Here is a 17476-nt window from a genome sequence, read left to right on the forward strand (position 1 = left end):
TAGGAGCGAGGCTTGCCCGCGAAGACGGTCTACCCTTCACCACAAATCCCAATTCATCGAGAGCCTTCTGATGAACCCCAACGAACAAACCGTCGCCAAGGTCTTCGCCCTGTACGAACGCTTCGGCAGCAGCGACTACATCGGCGAGCCGGTGTCGCAGATCGAGCACATGTCCCAGGCCGCGCAATGCGCCATGGCCGAAGGCTTTGATGATGAAGTGGTGCTCGCCGCGTTCTTCCACGACATCGGGCACATCTGCGCCGAAGATGCCGAGAATATGGGCGGCTATGGCGTGGTCAGCCATGAACGCCTGGGCGCCGACTACCTGCGCAGCGCGGGCTTCAGCGAGCGCATGGCGCGGCTGGTGGAGTATCACGTCCAGGCCAAGCGTTATCTGACGCTGAGGGAGCCGGGCTACTACGCGCGCCTGAGCGAAGCCAGCCGTCGCACGCTGGAGTATCAGGGCGGGGTGATGACCGACGTCGAGGCCGATGCCTTCGAGCAGGACCCGTTGTGCGAAGTGAGCCTGCGCATGCGCCAGTGGGATGAACTGGCCAAGGAAATGCACGTGCCGGTGCTGGATCTGGATGTGCTCAAGCGCAAGGCAATCAGCGTCTTGTCCCGCGAGGCTGGCTGAACAGTCCTACAGACATCGCCGAATCTGTTGCATGGAGCGCCTCGTTGGCAAGGCTCAATCTGAGCTTTCCACATGGAGGTAATTCGATGCGCTATTTGAAAGTGATTGCACAGGATCGAGACGGCAGCGGCGAAGCAGAGACGCTGCACTACCAGGTTTTTGAAGACGATAAATTTCTGCGCGACGTGACGGACGCCGAGGTTCGGCTGCTTCGGACCTTCGGCACCAACTACCTGAAATGCCGGTGGTTCAACGAGGGTGAAGGCGAGGAGCGGCACATGCGCATGTTCTCGCTGAACCCGTCCGGCGACGGCACGCCGGAGTCGGTGCGGCTGCACTTCCACGAAGGGCCGATCATCGCCTACAAGGCGGCGGTGCATGATCTGGATAACGACGGCGGCTTCGAGATCGTGCTGGTTTCCGACATCGACAACGACGGACACGCCAACCGCACGGATCGCACCCGAGTGAATGCTCTGGTGCGGGAGTTCATGAAGCTCGGTCTGTAGCGTTTCACTTCTGAACCGGGTCGCGCCCTTCGCGAGCAAGTCGAACCGTCGCACCGCCGCTCCCACATTCGACCCGGTTTCTCCAGAGAGAACGCGGTCAAATGTGGGAGGGGGCTTGCTCGCGAAGAGGCCAGTGTGACCAACATGAATTGTCGACCAAACCCCTAAAGCTGCCCCGCCAACACCTCAATCTGCTCCTGCCGCTCCGCCTGATTCAACTTCGCCTGCCCATTAAGCGACGACCACTGCGGATGCGCCCGCGCTCTGTTCAAGGCTTCAGGCAACTTGCCCTCGCGCCAGGATTTATCCTGAGGCGTCGCCACCTGAATGCTCTCCATCGCCGCATGCCCACGGGCTTCCAGGGCTTGCAGCAACTGCCTTTGGCGCAACGCCAACAAGCGCAACACGCTGTCATCCACCGTCAACTCGCGCTGCCCCTTGATCTTGCCAAGCAACCGACTGCCATAACTGCGCGCGGTTTGCAGAGCGCCTCCAGCAATGGCACCCGCCAGTGCAGCAGCACCGAGGGTCAAACCACCCACCAGCAAATCCACACCCGCCCCGGCCGCCGCACCCGCCGCGATCCCGCCGCCGACTCGCACGCCCAATTGCTTGAGGGTTTCCGGATTGAACAGGTCATCACCCCAACGCCCGTCGAGCAGCGGCAAGTCACTGGCCGCCGCATCTTGCGGGCGAAAGGCGTATAGCTTGAGCAGGGCTTCGACACAGCGCTGTTCCCGCTGACGCACGGCCTGTCGCAATTCGCTGATCGCCTGCTGTTCCTGCTCGGCCTCGCTGGCCACGCTGCGCCGGCACGCCGCGCAGTCGATCAGCAGTTCCGCGATCAATCGCCCGGCACTCTGATGACGCGCCTGGCGTTGCGCCTGTTGATCGGCAATCAACCGTTCCAGTTGTGGCCGCGCGTGTTCGAGCAAAAGCGCGAGGCTTTCATACAGTCGTCGCTCGCCATCCTCCGGCGGCGCCACGCTGTCGAAACGCACCAGCGCATGCAGGCCCAGACGCGCCAGGGCTTCACGCCAGGCCGGTTCGCGGTGGTTGGCGCTGCTGACGAAATTCAGCACCGGCAACAGCGGTTTGCCGCAGCTGGCCAACACTTCCAGCTCATCGCGGTACTTGGCCAATACCGGCTCGCGGGCGTCGATCACGTAGAGGCCGGCATCGCAGGTGAGCAACTGGCGCAACACCTTGGCTTCCTGTTCGAAGCGCTGCCGCGCCTCGCTGCCTTCGAGGAATCGCGCCAAGCGAGCCGGGCCGTCGAGGCGTTCGCCGGGACGCTCCACGCGCTCGAGGTAATCGAGCAGGGCGATGGCATCTTCCAGCCCCGGCGTGTCGAACAGATCGAGCAACGGCTCGCCGTTCACCGACAGCCGCGCGCCTTCGACATGGCGGGTGGTGCTGGGGCGATGGGAGACTTCGCCGAAGCCGACATCACGGGTCAGGGTACGCAGTAACGAGGTCTTGCCGACGTTGGTGTGGCCGACCACGGCCAGTTTCAGCGGCGCGTTTTTGCCATCAGTCATGACCGCTCTCCAGCCAGTTCAGCGGCGCGCTATCGGCGAATGGAATGTCCAGCTGTTGCAGCGCCGCATGCCAGTCGCCGAGGCGGTCGGCATCCAGCGCCTCACCGGGTGGAGGTTGCAGCAGCCACACGCGAGTGGCAGCAGCGCTGCGGGCCAGTTCGGCGATCAAGGCAAGGCTGCCGCGATCCGGCGAACGCTGCGGATCGCAGGCAATGGCCAGGCGCGCAGGGGGAAAGCGGCTCAATTGTTCGAGCAGTTTGTTCCGCGATTCGCGGCTGTCGAGGATGCCGGCATTGATGACATTTTTCGGCATCTGCGGTGGCCACGGGCGCTGATCGTCCAGCTCGATGGCCACTAGCAGCGCGCCATCGGACTGGGCTTCGCTGACGCCGCTTTCGACCCGATGAAGCTGCTCGGGCGCCGCATCGCTGATGCCTAGGCGTTCGCTGGTGGGCATCAGGCGCTCACGAAGTTGCGCGTAGCCGGGCAGGTTCAGGTCGAGATGCAGAGCCGCTTTGCCGGATTTCCAGCGCCACAGGCAAAATAGCGCCAGCAGCAGGCGCGGCAGCACGCCGTACACCAGCAGCACACCCACCAGCCAACCGGCCCAGTCTTGCCGTGCGCTTTCGATATTCAGCGCGGCGTCGCCACTGGCGCGGATCATTTCGGTCGTTGGCACACTGAATCCGAGCAGGGATGGCAGGGCGCCGAGGCCTTGGGTCAGGGCGACGAAGGTGTCGCCACCTAGGATGGTGGTTTCCCAGACGAAGCCGTAGCGCCGGGTGGCCATCAACGTCAGCAGCATCACCAGCGCACTGAGCATCGCCAGCAGCCACAAGCCGTTGACCAGCACGCCGATGGCCCAGCGATTGAGTTTCTGCCTTTGCAATAGCAGGAGCAGGGCGGGAGCGAGCTGCGCGGCTTTGGCGTCCCGGGCGAGTTTTTCGCTGAGCCACAGCCACAAACGACCTAGGCTGGCGCCGTGCTCGCCGGCGAACAGCAGGCCGAAGGCCCAGCTCAACAGCAGAATCAGATTCAGCCCAAGCAGGCTGCCCAAGGCCCAGAACACATTGACCGGCGTTTGCCCATCGCCCAAGGCGGCGAACGCCAGACCGGCACCGCTGACCACCGCCAGCACCGCCAGCACGAGCAGCGCCAGGCGTGCCCCTTGCAGCCAATGGGTGAGCGCACTGCTCAAGCCATCCCGCTCGGCCAGCCACAGGGCCCGGCGTTGAATGCGGGTCGGCAGATCGCCGCCGGCGCTGCGGGCCAGGCGATTGGCTTCCAGATCTTCCAGGGGCCCTGCGTGCTCTTCGCGCAGGCGGATGGTTTCCGTGAGCCAGAGGTTATTCAGTTCAGTCACGCGGCATCCCGTCGCTTAATTGAGCTGTGAGCATAACCGCTGTGGCGCTTATCGGGGTACGGACGCCTCTGGTATCCTCGCCGGCATGACTAAATCACTCCCCCTCAGCCTGATCGCGGCCCTCGGTGAAAACCGCGTGATCGGCGTCGACAACAGCATGCCCTGGCACCTGCCGGGGGACTTCAAATACTTCAAGGCCACCACCCTGGGCAAGCCGATCATCATGGGTCGCAAGACCTGGGATTCCCTCGGTCGCCCGCTGCCGGGCCGCTTGAACATCGTGGTCAGCCGTCAGGCCGGTCTGCAGCTCGAAGGCGCCGAGGTCTACCCGTCGCTGGAAGCCGCCGTGGCCCGCGCCGAAGAATGGGCGAAGGCGCAGGGCGTCGATGAGCTGATGCTGATTGGCGGGGCGCAGCTCTATGCCCAAGGCATGGCCCAGGCCGATCGCCTGTACCTGACCCGCGTGGCGCTGAGCCCGGAAGGGGATGCTTGGTTTCCGGAGTTCGAGGCGAAGGACTGGAAGCTGGTTTCCAATGTGGAAAACCCGGCGGTGGATGACAAGCCGGCCTACAACTTCGAGGTTTGGGAGAGGGCTTGCCCGCGAAGAGGCCCGCTCAGTCGCTGAAAGACTCAGGCATGCGCCAACGCCGAATGCTCATCCGCCTCCAACAGCGCTTTATCAGTCTGCTGCATCACCTGACTGGCCACCGCCCCCGCCGTAATCGAACCACTGACGTTCAACGCCGTACGCCCCATATCGATCAGCGGCTCAACCGAAATCAGCAACGCCACCAGTGACACCGGCAAGCCCATCGCCGGCAACACGATCAGCGCGGCGAAGGTCGCACCGCCACCCACACCGGCCACCCCGGCCGAACTCAAGGTCACAATCGCCACCAGCGTCGCGATCCACAGCGGGTCCAGCGGGTTGATGCCGACAGTGGGCGCCACCATCACCGCGAGCATTGCCGGATACAGACCGGCGCAACCGTTCTGGCCGATAGTCGCGCCGAACGAGGCGGCGAAACTGGCGATGGCCTGTGGAATGCCCAGGCGACTGGTCTGCGCTTCGATGCTCAACGGAATGGTCGCGGCGCTCGAACGGCTGGTGAAGGCGAAGGTCAGCACCGGCCAGATCTTGCGGAAGAAGCGCAGCGGGTTGATCCCGGCGGCGGACACCAGCAGGCCGTGAACCACGAACATCAGGCCCAGGCCGATGTAGGACACCACCACAAAACTGCCGAGCTTGATGATGTCCTGCAGGTTCGAGCCCGCCACCACCTTGGTCATCAGCGCCAACACGCCGTACGGGGTCAGCTTCATCACCAGGCGCACCAGACGCATCACCCAGGCTTGCAGGGTGTCGATGGCGTTGATCACTTTCTGACCTTTTTCCGCGTCATCCTTCAGCAGTTGCAAGGCGGCGACGCCGAGGAAGGCGGCGAAGATCACCACGCTGATGATCGACGTCGGCTTGGCCCGCGCCAGATCGGCGAACGGGTTTTGCGGAATGAACGACAGCAGCAACTGCGGCACATTCAGGTCGGCGACCTTGCCGGCATAGTCGGTCTGGATGGTTTGCAGGCGGGCCATTTCCTGGGTGCCGGCCACCAGGCCTTCGGCGGTGAGGCCGAACAGGTTGGTCAGGCCGATGCCGATCAGCGCCGCGATGGCGGTGGTGAACAGCAGGGTGCCGATGGCCAGGAAACTGATTTTACCCAGCGATGACGCGTTGTGCAGACGGGCCACGGCGCTGAGGATCGAGGCGAACACCAGCGGGATGACGATCATTTGCAGCAACTGCACGTAACCGTTGCCCACCAGATCGAACCAGCCGATCGAAGCTTTCAGTACCGGATTACCGGTCCCGTAAATCGTGTGCAGCGCCACGCCGAATGCCACGCCCAGCGCCAGTGCGAGCAGGACTTTCTTGGCCAGGCTCCAACTGGTGTGGCGGGTTTGTGCCAGGCCCAGGAGCAGGGCGAGGAACACCAACAGATTGAGAATCAGCGGCAGATTCATTGGAACTCCCATTAGACATGTGCCAACTGCCTTCCGGGGCAGCTGCGAACCGGCAAGCCTAACAGCTTGAAATCTAAAGAATTAATACCGAAAACGTCTTGAAACTGTCGTTTTTGGAATAAGCGCATGTCGCTTTCGGGATGCAATTGGCGCGATAGGCGTGTTGGCGGTCGCTGACAGACGAGGACTGTCACACTGATTTGATAGCGTTGATCTCTTTGAATCAGGGAGATCTGCAGATGAAGTTCGCACCGAAACTGCTCGCTGCTGCACTGTGCCTCGGCCTTGCCAGCCAGGCCTTCGCCACTGACCTGAAGCACTGGCCCGCCGATCAGGCCAAGGCGCTGGACGCGATGATCGCGGCCAACGCCAACAAAGGTAACTACGCGGTGTTCGACATGGACAACACCAGTTACCGCTACGACCTCGAAGAGTCGTTGCTGCCGTTCATGGAAAACAAGGGCCTGATCACCCGCGACAAACTCGATCCCTCCCTGAAACTCATCCCGTTCAAGGACACCGCCGACCACAAGGAAAGCCTGTTCAGCTACTACTACCGTCTCTGTGAACTCGACGACATGGTCTGCTACCCATGGGTCGCCCAGGTGTTCTCCGGCTTCACCCTCAAGGAACTCAAGGGCTACGTCGACGAGATGATGGCTTCGGGCAAGCCGGTGCCGGCGACCTATTACGAAGGCGACGTGGTCAAGAAACTCGACGTCAACCCGCCGAAAATCTTCACCGGCCAGCAAGAGCTGTACAACAAGCTGATGGAGAATGGCATCGAGGTCTATGTGATGACCGCCGCTTCCGAAGAGCTGGTGCGCATGGTCGCGTCCGATCCGAAGTACGGCTACAACGTCAAACCGCAGAACGTGATCGGCGTGTCTCTGCTGCTCAAGGATCAGAAAACCGGCGAACTGACCACCGCGCGCAAGCAGATCACCGCAGGCAAATATGACGAGAAAGCCAACCTCGGTCTGGAACTGACCCCTTACCTGTGGACCCCGGCGACCTGGATGGCCGGCAAGCAGGCGGCGATCCTGACCTACATCGACGAATGGAAAAAACCGGTCCTCGTCGGCGGCGACACCCCGAGCAGCGACGGCTACATGCTGTTCCACAGCGTCGACGTGGCCAAGGGCGGCATCCACCTGTGGGTCAACCGCAAGGACAAGTACATGACCCAGATCAACGGGATGATGGCCAAGAACGCCGCCGCCCAGGCCAAGGAAGGACTGACCGTGACGGCAGACAAGAACTGGGTGATCGTCAAGCCTGAAGAGATTCAGTAAGACCACCCGCTGACCCCTGTAGGAGCGAGCATGCTCGCGATGGAGGATCAGCCACCGCGTGGTGTCAGGCAGCCAGCGTTATCGTTGACGACCATCGCGAGCGTGCTCGCTCCTACAGAGTGCCTGGCATGCATGAACATCTGCATTGCTGTGGGAGCGGGCTTGCCCGCGAAGAGGCCATGACATCCACCATCGATCCCGAATGACACAGCACCCTTCGCACATCCGACGCAAAAAAATGCCCCGCACATGGCGGGGCATCTTCATTGGCGCGGCTGACGCTTACAGCCCGTCAAGCATCGCCTTGTCACGCACGGCACCCTTGTCCGCACTGGTCGCCAGCAGGGCATAGGCCTTCAGCGCAGTGGTCACTTTACGTGGACGCACTTCAACCGGTTTCCAACCCTTCTTGTCCTGCTCGACCCGGCGCTCGGCCAGTTCTTCGTCGCTGACCAACAGGTTGATCGAGCGGTTCGGAATGTCGATCAGCACCTTGTCGCCGTCCTTCACCAGACCGATCGCGCCACCGGCAGCGGCTTCAGGCGAAGCGTGGCCGATGGACAGGCCCGAGGTACCGCCGGAGAAGCGGCCGTCGGTGAGCAGGGCGCAGGCTTTGCCCAGGCCTTTGGACTTCAGGTACGAGGTCGGGTAGAGCATTTCCTGCATGCCCGGGCCGCCTTTCGGGCCTTCGTAGCGAATGATGACGATATCGCCTTCCTTCACTTCGTCGGCGAGGATGCCGCGTACAGCGCTGTCCTGGCTTTCGAAGATCTTAGCGTTGCCTTCGAATACGTGGATCGACTCATCGACGCCGGCGGTTTTTACCACGCAGCCGTCCAGGGCGATGTTGCCGTACAGCACGGCCAGGCCGCCTTCTTTCGAATAGGCGTGTTCGAAACTGCGGATGCAGCCGTTTTCACGGTCGTCGTCCAGGGTGTCCCAACGTGTCGACTGGCTGAACGCAGTCTGCGTCGGGATGCCGGCTGGACCTGCCTTGAAGAAGTGGTGAACCGCTTCGTCGTTGGTCTGGGTGATGTCCCACTTGGCGATGGCTTCTTCCATGCTGCGGCTGTGCACGGTCGGCAGCTGGGTGTGCAGCAGACCGCCACGGGCCAGCGAGCCGAGGATGCTGAAGATCCCGCCGGCACGGTGCACGTCTTCCATGTGGTACTTCTGGATGTTCGGCGCGACCTTGCACAGTTGCGGCACCTTGCGCGACAGGCGATCGATGTCACGCAGGTCGAAAGCGATCTCGGCTTCCTGGGCAGCGGCCAGCAGGTGCAGGATGGTGTTGGTCGAACCGCCCATGGCGATGTCGAGCATCATGGCGTTTTCGAAGGCTTCGAAGTTGGCGATGTTGCGCGGCAGCACCGACTCATCGTTCTCGCCGTAGTAGCGCTTGCACAGCTCGACGATGGTGCGGCCGGCCTGCAGGAACAGCTGCTCGCGGTCGCTGTGGGTGGCCAGGGTCGAACCGTTGCCCGGCAGGGCCAGGCCCAGGGCTTCGGTCAGGCAGTTCATCGAGTTGGCGGTGAACATGCCGGAGCACGAACCGCAAGTCGGGCAGGCGCTGCGCTCGTACTCGGCAACCTTCTCGTCAGAAGCGCTGGAGTCGGCGGCGATCACCATGGCGTCGACCAGGTCGAGACCGTGGCTGGCCAGTTTGGTCTTGCCGGCTTCCATCGGGCCGCCGGACACGAAGATCACCGGGATGTTCAGGCGCAGGGCGGCCATCAGCATGCCAGGGGTGATCTTGTCGCAGTTGGAGATGCAGACGATGGCGTCGGCGCAGTGGGCGTTGACCATGTACTCGACGGAGTCGGCAATGATTTCGCGGCTCGGCAGCGAATACAGCATGCCGTCGTGACCCATGGCGATGCCGTCGTCCACGGCGATGGTGTTGAATTCCTTGGCGACACCGCCAGCGCGTTCGATCTCGCGGGCGACCAGTTGGCCCAGGTCCTTGAGGTGGACGTGGCCCGGTACGAACTGGGTGAAGGAGTTGGCAATGGCGATGATCGGCTTTTTGAAGTCGTCATCTTTCATCCCCGTGGCGCGCCACAAAGCGCGGGCACCGGCCATGTTGCGGCCGTGGGTGGATGTTTTCGAGCGGTAATCAGGCATGAAGCACTCCGGGCGGCTAATCAGGTATCAAAAGGGAAGTGAGCTTCTAGTGACGTCTGGAATACTCGGAAAATGGCCGTGTGTCCAAAGGCTGCCGATAACTTTGCGGGATCGCCGCGCGCTTCAGCTTGAGCTCATAAACCCGCCGGGGATGACTGGCGATGAATGTCGCGATTCTACACGGCTGGCGGCTGGAGGGAATGGGCCAGAGCATTTGCGAGACGTGCGGGCTTGACACCGACACATTCTGATTCTGTGTCATCACACCGTCGTCAGCCGTTGCGTCTAACGTTTTCTCTTCCAACCACAGAAGAGGACAACGGAATGTCCAACATGCTGCACGCCCATCATCTACGCACCGGCCGCCACTCGGAATCCGGGCGCATCTATCTGTTGACCGCCGTCACCCATGAACGACAGCCGATCTTCCAGGATTGGCGCGTTGGTCGCGTTGTGGTGAACGAATTCAAAAGAGCCCAGGAAGCCGGCAACGCCACCTCCATCGCCTGGGTGGTCATGCCGGATCACTTTCACTGGCTGGTCGAACTGCACAATGGCGACTTGCCGAAACTGATGCAAACCACCAAGGCGCGCAGTGCCCGCGCAATCAATCTGAAGCGAGGTCATCCGGAGAGGGTGTGGCAGAAGGGTTATTTCGACAGGGCATTGCGCTGGGAAGACGATCTGAAACTCGCCGCCCGATACATCATCGCGAATCCGTTGCGCGCAGGCCTCGTCGACCACATCGGCCAATACCCACTATGGGACGCCCAATGGATCTGACGCCCCCGTCCCTGTAAGAGCGAGCACGCTCGCGATGGAATCCAGAACACCGCGGGGTATCAGGCCCCCAGCGTTACTGTTAGCGACCATCGCGAGCATGCTCGCTCCTACAGGAGAGCAAGTGATTGAGGGCGAGGCCTGCGGCGCTTAGCAGCAGGAAGGTCAGTGCCAAGGTTGTTTGCAAATCAGCGCCGCTCAGGTTGATCAGAGCGCTGATCAATCCGCCACAGATGAAAATAATTGTGTTCCCGGCGGATGCCGATGTGCCGGCGTTTTCCGGAAACACATCCATAGCTTTGGACGTGGCAATAGGACGGGCGATGGTGGTGCCGGCGGTACATATGATCATCGGGATCAATACAGTCAGGATTGAAAGCTCTGACCAATGTGAGAGTAAAAGCATTACAAGACCTGAAAAGCAAATCAGGCTCAGGCCGACGATGATTTGGATGCTAGGGCTTATTCGGCAGGAAAGTATCTGGGCAATACCACCACCGACGATGTACGCCGCGCCATAGAGCAATAGAGCAAGAGAAAACTCGTACTCTGAAAGCTGCAACTGCTCCATGAAGATCAGTGGTGAGATTACGATGAAGGAAAAGTGGCAACTGAAGGTAAAGGCGGCTATCAACCAGTAACCCATGAAACCCGCGTCAGCGCAGATTTGTCTGTACGCGTGAAGGATGTTCTGTGGTGAGGCAGTGAGGGGGCGCTTATCTTCCAAAAAAAAATGCGTCTTCAGAAACACGATTCCAGCGAGTGCAATGAACAATAAGAAGCTGCCGGGCCAGTCCATAACGTGTTGCAGTACGCTTCCCAACAACGGTGAAATAGAAATGAAAATCCCGCTAGCGGTTACCATCAATATTCGCAGACGATCCCGCTCTGGCCCTTGGAACAGGTCTTGAACCAGCGCCTGTGACAGTACGAAGCAGCCACAGCCAATGGCTTGGACCAACCGAAACAACAGGAACCATGTGTAATCGGTGGACAGAACACAACCGGCGGCGCCGATGATTGATACAGCCAATCCAGCAAGGAGCAGAGCCTTACGTCCCATCGTGTCTGAGAGCGGCCCTATCACCAGTTGAGACAGAGAAATACCGACAGCGAACAAACTGATGGAAAATGCAATGTCGGATGGTGTGGTGCGGAAGTGTTCAGCCAAAGCTGGAAAGGATGGCAGCAAAACATCAAGCGGAAAGACGCCGAGTAAAACCATCGTCAATAACAGAATGATTGCAGCCCACTTCCTTTTAGAGTCGTGAATCTCATTTCTTTTATTCATCGAGAAGTCCGGCATTGAAGAAAATTTGCCGGTTGGAAGGAATTTCGAAGACGCCGGCTTTGGTTAGTGCCTTCAGCGTGGGTCTTGCGCCTGAGCGGGCTCGACGCAAGCATGCTTGTGAACTTGTCAGATCAGAGAGTATTTCTAGAACGGACGTTTCATCCAGACCCGCGCCTCGCAAACTGCTGCCGAGCCAAGGCTCATCAATTTCAAAGAAAATGAGTAAAATTTCTACCAGCGAACTGGTTGAGAATGCGCGTTGATCACTGTCTAGATTTAACCAGAGATAGTGGAATACCTCACAAAAATAACGGCTATGTCGTGCCTCGTCATTAAGGTGGTCTCTAAGCATATCCTGAACACTGCTCACTAATTCATCTCGACAAGCATCGAGCAGTTCTTTGGCGATTATCGTCTCTGATACGAAACCAATGAGAAACCAACAAAGTTTCTTGCGCCTCTCGGGTGTACGCTCAATTAAGTTGTTCAGTCTGGCTATTCGCCGAGGTGTGACCTGTCGAACGGTAATGCCGTAGAAGTCTGCAACCTGTTCAGCGAGTTGACTGGAGAAAAGCGCGTGATAACCCTCGTCAGTGTAGAGCTGCAGAGCGGCTGCTTTCATCCTTGTAGGAATAGAAATACCGAGTTCATTGTAAATTATGGTTTCGACGGATCGATTGACAATTCGATGCTCGAGCAGCGTAGTGTAGTCGAGGAAATACACCAAATGACTGGCGGACAGGTGGTGAGTGATTGCTCTATTGCTGATCGCTGGGTGATTTAGATAAGGCAAGAAGTCTAGAGGGAACCAATTTCGGGTTTTCAATTGTTGTTGCAAGTCCAAAGGCAATAAACAGCAATGCTTGTTGGTTCGTACGGATGCCTTGTTGTCCCAATCATGAAGAGTGAAATGCTGAGACGAAAATGTCGGATTCAAGTCCGGGCCGATGATGGTTTTCATTGTGTAAGTCCTTGATTATCGATCAGTGCGTTAAGCTCTTTGCACATCACTTGTCCGTCACTTCGCCCACAACCTACAAAAAACAATGGTTGCTCCGTACTGCATTCAAGCCCCAGTAATGCCTCGACCTGATCGTCGGTTAGCGCACCAGTCAACCATGTGTTCAAACCCATTGATGTGGCCACCAATTGAAAGGTCTGAGAAATGTGGCCCGCCTCCACGTATGCCATTCGATAGGCTCGAGAGTGTTCGTACTTCCACCATAATTTGTCAAATCTACAGGTAATGAAAAGGCCAAATGGCAGGTTGTTGACGAAGTGCTGGCCGCATAGTAATTGACCTAAATTTTCACAAGGCAGGGGATTAACAAAGCTAATCGCATTTTTTCTGGGATGGTACGAATAGATTCCAGGTTTAAGGCCTATTACGTTCTGAACATATAGAAAACCCTCACAGGCATTCAGGCCCCCGCCAGAAGGGCTGCTTCTCCGCGCCCGGAAGGCTTTGGCGACGATTTCTTCGATATCCTTTTCACGTTCATGCAAATAGCCGAGAGTCAGATACAAAATCGTACTCAGGGTTTCAAGTGAAATGGCCTCGCCGGTAAAGGTGCGACAAGTCTTTCGATCTAATAGAACGTCAGTTATGGAGCGCTCCATGACAGAGGCTTTTGGTAGTTCAAGCAGTTCAAGCTCTACCTGTTCTAAATTGCTTTTCTCTGGGGAAGGTCTCGATAACACATCGGTGCAATGGTCGAAATATCGTTTAGACCATTCATCGATATTCTTAGGGGGCTGTTCGCATGGGATATTTTTAGTGCCGATATGGAATATTTTTGATAAATCGTCCCATCCCCACTCAATTGCCTCGATTGGTGCAGTTGTCAGTATTTTCGCAGCAAGAAGATCAGCATCAATTGTGTTCGATTTGTTGTAGGAGTTTGGATTTTCTATTAGTTCGGTAAGCCTGTTTGAATAGTTTTGATTCAGCTCGAATTGTCTGTGGTTTTTGTAATCCCAGATAATTAGATTGGGCGTGCGCGGAAGCATGAATAGATATGGGTTTATATTCATGTGAATTTTTCCTGGATTTTTCATCCTGAGACGGCTGGGTAGCCGGCACTCCCCAGCGTTTCATTTATTTAACGGCTTTTTGGTTCTACCAAAAAGGCCAGGTTTGCGATGCTGGTAGCTTCCAAGATAATTTCTTTCATTTTTGAAACTCCTTTTATTTGTTTGAAATGTCACCTTTGGGTGACGGTTTGATCGTAGTTTGTCAGATGCTATTTATCAAACAAATGTTAGGTAGGAATTTTCTAATATTTTTATAGGAGTGTTCTTACAGATCAATTTATGGTTTGTAGGGTGAGTCCTACATGCAAGAGGTTTGGTGAAGGTTAGTTGCTGTTGTTATGATTTTTGAGGTGGATTTGGTTGAATTAGATTTAAAAAAAGGGGGCAATTGCCCCCTTTCGTACAGCTGTAAATCAGCTATTAGGCAACAACCGGCAAGTAATGCTCTTGATGTACCGAGTCTCGACAATCGCCGGGTGCACCGGATGGTCCGGGCCCTGGCCGCCGCGTTCGAGCATCTGGATGTTGCGGTCCAGGTGGCGGGCGCTGGTTAGGAGGATGTTTTGCAGGTCGTCTTCCGGCAGGTGCATCGAGCAGGAGGCGCTGACGAGGATGCCGTCCTTGGTGAGCAGGCGCATGGCTTGCTCGTTCAGGCGGCGGTAGGCGCCTTCGCCGTTTTTCATGTCTTTCTTGCGTTTGATGAAGGCAGGCGGGTCGGCGACGATCACGTCGAAACGTTCTTCGCTGGCCTTCAGCTCTTTCAGGGCTTCGAAGACGTCGCCTTCGATGCAGGTCATTTTGTCGGCGAAGCCGTTCAACGCGGCGTTGCGCTCCACGCCGTCGAGGGCGAAGCCCGAGGCGTCGACGCAGAACACTTCACTGGCGCCGAAAGCTGCAGCTTGCACGCCCCAGCCGCCGATGTAGCTGTACAGATCCAGTACGCGCTTGCCTTTGGCATACGGCGCCAGACGGGCGCGGTTCATGCGGTGGTCGTAGAACCAGCCGGTTTTCTGGCCCTGGATGACCGGGGCTTCGAATTTCACGCCGTTCTCTTCCAGTGCGACCCACTCCGGAACCACACCGAACACGGTATTGACGTAGCGCTCGAGGCCTTCGGCGTCACGCGCAGCCGAGTCATTCTTGAACAGGATGCCGCTTGGTTTGAGCACCTGGGTCAGCGCGGCGATCACGTCGTCCTTGTGCGCTTCCATGGTCGCCGAAGCGATCTGCACCACCAGAATGTCGCCGAAACGGTCGACCACCAGGCCCGGCAGCAGGTCGGAGTCGCCGTAGACCAGGCGATAGAACGGCTTGTCGAACAGGCGCTCACGCAGGGACAGGGCCACGTTCAGGCGATGCACCAGCAGCGACTTGTCCAGCGGCAGCTTGATGTCGCGCGACAGCACGCGGGCGCAGATCAGGTTGTTCGGGCTCATGGCGACGATGCCCAGCGGCTTGCCGCCGGCGGCTTCGAGGATCGCCTGATCACCGGCCTTGAAGCCGTGCAACGGGGTTGCGGCTACATCGATTTCGTTGCTGTAGACCCACAAATGACCGTTGCGCAGACGACGGTCGGCGTTGGCTTTGAGGCGCAGGCTAGGCAGGGACATGACGTCGCTCCGAAAAAAAGAGCGGGAGTATAGCGCGTTGCAAGGCAGGCGGGTTCGGCACTGGACATGTGGTGAGCAGAGTCTGACCCGCGATTTGCTATGTCGGATCCAAGTTTTAGCGGCTAGAATCTGCGGCTGGCCAAGAGTGTGCACTTATGTCCCAAGAGTTGACTCCCGAACAGATCCATCAATCCCTGCAAGGCATCAGCGTGCCTGCCCAACCGCAGATCATGGTGGATCTGCAGATGGAGCAGTACATGCCCGATCCGGATCTGGATGTGATCGCGAAGCTGATTTCCCAGGATCCGGGCCTTTCCGGCTCGCTGCTGAAAATCGTCAACTCGCCGTATTACGGCCTGACCAACAAGATCGCCTCGATCAAGCGCGCGGTGAACCTGTTGGGCAGCCGCTCGATCATCAACCTGATCAACGCGCAGTCGATCAAGGGCGAGATGAACGACGAAACCATCGTCACCTTGAACCGTTTCTGGGACACCGCCCAGGACGTGGCGATGACCTGCCTGACCCTGGCCAAGCGCATTGGCGCACAGGCCGGTGACGAAGCCTATGCCTTGGGGCTTTTCCACGACTGCGGCGTGCCATTGATGCTCCAGCGGTTCCCCGATTACATGACGGTGCTCGAACAGGCTTACGCCAACGCTGGCCCCGAATGCCGGGTAGTGGACACCGAAAACCAGGCCTACAACACCAACCACGCCGTGGTCGGTTACTACACCGCGAAATCCTGGCGCCTGCCGGACCACGTCACGGCCGCCATCGCCAATCACCACAATGCCCTGGCGATCTTCAGCGACGAGTCCTCGCGTAACAGTTCGCTGAAGAACCTGCTGGGCATCCTGAAGATGGCCGAGCACATCTGCGCGTCCTACCGGGTGCTGGGCAACCAGACCGAGGACCATGAGTGGGAAACCATCGGGCCGCTGGTACTCGATTACGTCGGCCTGTCCGACTACGATTTCGAAAACCTCAAGCAAACGATCCGCGAACTGGGCGCTCACCGCTGATTTAGAGAAGCACCATGCCTGAATTGCCAGAAGTCGAAACTACCCGTCGCGGCATTGCCCCGCACCTGGAGGGCCAGCGCGTCAGCCGGGTGATCGTGCGTGACCGCCGCCTGCGCTGGCCGATCCCCGAAGACCTCGATGTGCGCCTGTCCGGCCAGCGCATCGTGCTGGTGGAGCGCCGCGCCAAGTACCTGTTGATCAACGCGGAAGTCGGCACCCTGATCAGCCATTTGGGGATGTCGGGCAATTTGCGACTGGTTGAAGTCGGTATGCCTGCGGCCAAGCACGAGCATGTGGACATCGAACTGGAGTCCGGCCTGGCCCTGCGCTACACCGACCCACGGCGCTTTGGCGCGATGCTCTGGAGCCTCGATCCGCTCAACCATGAATTGCTCATTCGCCTGGGGCCGGAGCCGCTGACCGACCTGTTCGACGGCGAGCGCCTGTTCCAGCTGTCCCGCGGGCGATCGATGGCGGTCAAGCCGTTCATCATGGATAACGCGGTGGTGGTGGGCGTCGGCAACATCTACGCGACCGAAGCGCTGTTCGCCGCCGGGATCGACCCGCGCCGCGAAGCCAAGGGCATTTCCCGGGCGCGTTATCTGAAGCTGGCCATCGAGATCAAACGCATTCTGGCCGCCGCTATCGAGCGCGGCGGCACCACGTTGCGCGACTTTATCGGCGGCGACGGGCAGCCCGGATATTTCCAGCAGGAACTGTTCGTGTATGGCCGCAACGACGAGCCATGCAAGGTCTGCGGAACCACGTTGCGGGAAGTGAAACTCGGGCAGCGCGCCAGCGTGTTTTGCCCACGCTGCCAGACCTGAATGGCTGACGGTCTATAGTCAGTGTTCTGACTGTCTAGCCGAAGGACCGTGCCATGAAGCTGTATAAATCCCTCGCCGCCGCTCTGCTGTTGAGCGTTGGTACCAGCGCCGTCGCCAGCAGTGGCAGCGGCGATCCGCTCTACACCATCCACAACCCACCGGCGTACGCCATGATCGGCGACCTGCTGATTGCCCGACCGTTGCTGGTGGTGGCGACGGTGCTTGGCGCGGGCGTGTTCGTGGTGTCGTTGCCGTTTACCGCGATGGGCGGTGGCGTGGGCGATGCGGGGCAGGCGTTGGTGGTGGACCCGGCGAAAGCGGCGTTCGTGCGGTGTCTGGGGTGTATCGGGGAGGGGTTCGAGCAGACGGAGTAGGCCGCCCAAAAGCTTCGCGGGCAAGCCTCGCTCCTACAAAGGTT

General features: G+C 58.9%; 16 protein-coding genes. 8 read left to right on the top strand and 8 right to left on the bottom strand.

What is annotated here, in order from left to right; genetic code table 11:
• The first annotated feature begins 70 nt into the window (after positions 1–70).
• On the top strand, positions 71–637 hold the full coding sequence (locus K9857_RS24140; protein WP_224540033.1) for a phosphonate degradation HD-domain oxygenase: 567 nt from the start codon (positions 71–73) through the stop codon (positions 635–637).
• A gap of 86 nt (positions 638–723) precedes the next feature.
• Positions 724–1146 carry a hypothetical protein gene (locus tag K9857_RS24145; protein WP_224540035.1) on the top strand — a complete coding sequence of 141 codons (423 nt, stop codon included), beginning with the start codon at positions 724–726 and terminating at the stop codon, positions 1144–1146.
• Positions 1147–1310: 164 nt separating this feature from the next.
• On the opposite strand, the gene K9857_RS24150 is transcribed toward K9857_RS24145, so the two are convergent.
• Both K9857_RS24150 and K9857_RS24155 read right to left on the bottom strand, forming a co-directional pair.
• A complete protein-coding gene (locus K9857_RS24150; RefSeq protein WP_224540036.1) occupies positions 1311–2687 on the bottom strand; it encodes a GTPase/DUF3482 domain-containing protein in 1377 nt (458 codons plus the stop codon).
• Entirely contained in the window at positions 2680–4050 is a 1371-nt protein-coding gene (locus K9857_RS24155) for a DUF2868 domain-containing protein (RefSeq protein ID WP_224540038.1), read from the bottom strand. The genes K9857_RS24150 and K9857_RS24155 overlap by 8 nt, the downstream gene beginning before the upstream one ends.
• A gap of 85 nt (positions 4051–4135) precedes the next feature.
• On the opposite strand from K9857_RS24155, the gene K9857_RS24160 reads away from it, so the two are divergent.
• A complete protein-coding gene (locus K9857_RS24160) occupies positions 4136–4675 on the top strand; it encodes a dihydrofolate reductase (RefSeq protein ID WP_224540040.1) in 540 nt (179 codons plus the stop codon).
• Positions 4676–4680: 5 nt separating this feature from the next.
• Here K9857_RS24160 and K9857_RS24165 read toward each other — a convergent pair whose 3' ends face one another.
• Positions 4681–6072 (bottom strand): L-cystine transporter, encoded by a 1392-nt coding sequence (locus K9857_RS24165; RefSeq protein ID WP_224540041.1) that lies wholly within the window; start codon positions 6070–6072, stop codon positions 4681–4683.
• Positions 6073–6311: 239 nt separating this feature from the next.
• Between K9857_RS24165 and K9857_RS24170 the strand changes: the two genes are divergently transcribed.
• Complete coding sequence (locus K9857_RS24170; RefSeq protein WP_224540043.1) at positions 6312–7367, top strand: haloacid dehalogenase-like hydrolase; 1056 nt, start codon at positions 6312–6314, stop codon at positions 7365–7367.
• A gap of 282 nt (positions 7368–7649) precedes the next feature.
• Here K9857_RS24170 and ilvD read toward each other — a convergent pair whose 3' ends face one another.
• Positions 7650–9491: a dihydroxy-acid dehydratase gene (gene ilvD, locus K9857_RS24175; RefSeq protein ID WP_224540045.1), complete on the bottom strand. Its 1842-nt coding sequence runs from the start codon at positions 9489–9491 to the stop codon at positions 7650–7652.
• Between the two features lie 324 nt (positions 9492–9815).
• On the opposite strand from ilvD, the gene K9857_RS24180 reads away from it, so the two are divergent.
• Positions 9816–10274: an REP-associated tyrosine transposase gene (locus K9857_RS24180; protein ID WP_224540047.1), complete on the top strand. Its 459-nt coding sequence runs from the start codon at positions 9816–9818 to the stop codon at positions 10272–10274.
• Between the two features lie 79 nt (positions 10275–10353).
• On the opposite strand, the gene K9857_RS24185 is transcribed toward K9857_RS24180, so the two are convergent.
• The 4 genes from K9857_RS24185 to K9857_RS24200 form a co-directional block, all read right to left on the bottom strand.
• Positions 10354–11562 (bottom strand): multidrug effflux MFS transporter, encoded by a 1209-nt coding sequence (locus K9857_RS24185; RefSeq protein WP_224540049.1) that lies wholly within the window; start codon positions 11560–11562, stop codon positions 10354–10356.
• On the bottom strand, positions 11555–12523 hold the full coding sequence (locus K9857_RS24190) for a diiron oxygenase (protein ID WP_224540052.1): 969 nt from the start codon (positions 12521–12523) through the stop codon (positions 11555–11557). The genes K9857_RS24185 and K9857_RS24190 overlap by 8 nt, the downstream gene beginning before the upstream one ends.
• The gene (locus K9857_RS24195; protein WP_224540054.1) at positions 12520–13596 is read right to left on the bottom strand and encodes a SagB family peptide dehydrogenase; all 1077 of its coding nucleotides are present in this window, start codon (positions 13594–13596) and stop codon (positions 12520–12522) included. Before K9857_RS24195 ends, K9857_RS24190 begins: the two co-directional genes overlap by 4 nt.
• A gap of 413 nt (positions 13597–14009) precedes the next feature.
• Entirely contained in the window at positions 14010–15206 is a 1197-nt protein-coding gene (locus K9857_RS24200) for a class I SAM-dependent rRNA methyltransferase (RefSeq protein WP_224540056.1), read from the bottom strand.
• Positions 15207–15415: 209 nt separating this feature from the next.
• Between K9857_RS24200 and K9857_RS24205 the strand changes: the two genes are divergently transcribed.
• From K9857_RS24205 to K9857_RS24215, 3 genes are read left to right on the top strand one after another with little or no spacing between them, the layout of a single operon-like run.
• Positions 15416–16231 carry an HDOD domain-containing protein gene (locus K9857_RS24205; RefSeq protein WP_224540062.1) on the top strand — a complete coding sequence of 272 codons (816 nt, stop codon included), beginning with the start codon at positions 15416–15418 and terminating at the stop codon, positions 16229–16231.
• Between the two features lie 14 nt (positions 16232–16245).
• A complete protein-coding gene (gene mutM, locus K9857_RS24210; RefSeq protein WP_224540058.1) occupies positions 16246–17058 on the top strand; it encodes a bifunctional DNA-formamidopyrimidine glycosylase/DNA-(apurinic or apyrimidinic site) lyase in 813 nt (270 codons plus the stop codon).
• 53 nt (positions 17059–17111) lie between these two features.
• Entirely contained in the window at positions 17112–17432 is a 321-nt protein-coding gene (locus K9857_RS24215; protein ID WP_224540060.1) for a multidrug transporter, read from the top strand.
• The last annotated feature ends 44 nt before the right edge of the window (positions 17433–17476 follow it).

This window comes from Pseudomonas sp. REP124 (assembly GCF_020164475.1).
Taxonomy (GTDB): domain Bacteria; phylum Pseudomonadota; class Gammaproteobacteria; order Pseudomonadales; family Pseudomonadaceae; genus Aquipseudomonas.

Coding starts and splice junctions, on each gene's coding strand:
- K9857_RS24195 (WP_224540054.1), bottom strand. CDS start 13,596: ATGAATATAAACCCATATCTATTCATGCTTCCGCGCACGCCCAATCTA.
- ilvD (WP_224540045.1), bottom strand. CDS start 9,491: ATGCCTGATTACCGCTCGAAAACATCCACCCACGGCCGCAACATGGCC.
- K9857_RS24145 (WP_224540035.1), top strand. CDS start 724: ATGCGCTATTTGAAAGTGATTGCACAGGATCGAGACGGCAGCGGCGAA.
- K9857_RS24190 (WP_224540052.1), bottom strand. CDS start 12,523: ATGAAAACCATCATCGGCCCGGACTTGAATCCGACATTTTCGTCTCAG.
- mutM (WP_224540058.1), top strand. CDS start 16,246: ATGCCTGAATTGCCAGAAGTCGAAACTACCCGTCGCGGCATTGCCCCG.
- K9857_RS24165 (WP_224540041.1), bottom strand. CDS start 6,072: ATGAATCTGCCGCTGATTCTCAATCTGTTGGTGTTCCTCGCCCTGCTC.
- K9857_RS24200 (WP_224540056.1), bottom strand. CDS start 15,206: ATGTCCCTGCCTAGCCTGCGCCTCAAAGCCAACGCCGACCGTCGTCTG.
- K9857_RS24150 (WP_224540036.1), bottom strand. CDS start 2,687: ATGACTGATGGCAAAAACGCGCCGCTGAAACTGGCCGTGGTCGGCCAC.
- K9857_RS24215 (WP_224540060.1), top strand. CDS start 17,112: ATGAAGCTGTATAAATCCCTCGCCGCCGCTCTGCTGTTGAGCGTTGGT.
- K9857_RS24170 (WP_224540043.1), top strand. CDS start 6,312: ATGAAGTTCGCACCGAAACTGCTCGCTGCTGCACTGTGCCTCGGCCTT.
- K9857_RS24160 (WP_224540040.1), top strand. CDS start 4,136: ATGACTAAATCACTCCCCCTCAGCCTGATCGCGGCCCTCGGTGAAAAC.
- K9857_RS24140 (WP_224540033.1), top strand. CDS start 71: ATGAACCCCAACGAACAAACCGTCGCCAAGGTCTTCGCCCTGTACGAA.
- K9857_RS24185 (WP_224540049.1), bottom strand. CDS start 11,562: ATGAATAAAAGAAATGAGATTCACGACTCTAAAAGGAAGTGGGCTGCA.
- K9857_RS24180 (WP_224540047.1), top strand. CDS start 9,816: ATGTCCAACATGCTGCACGCCCATCATCTACGCACCGGCCGCCACTCG.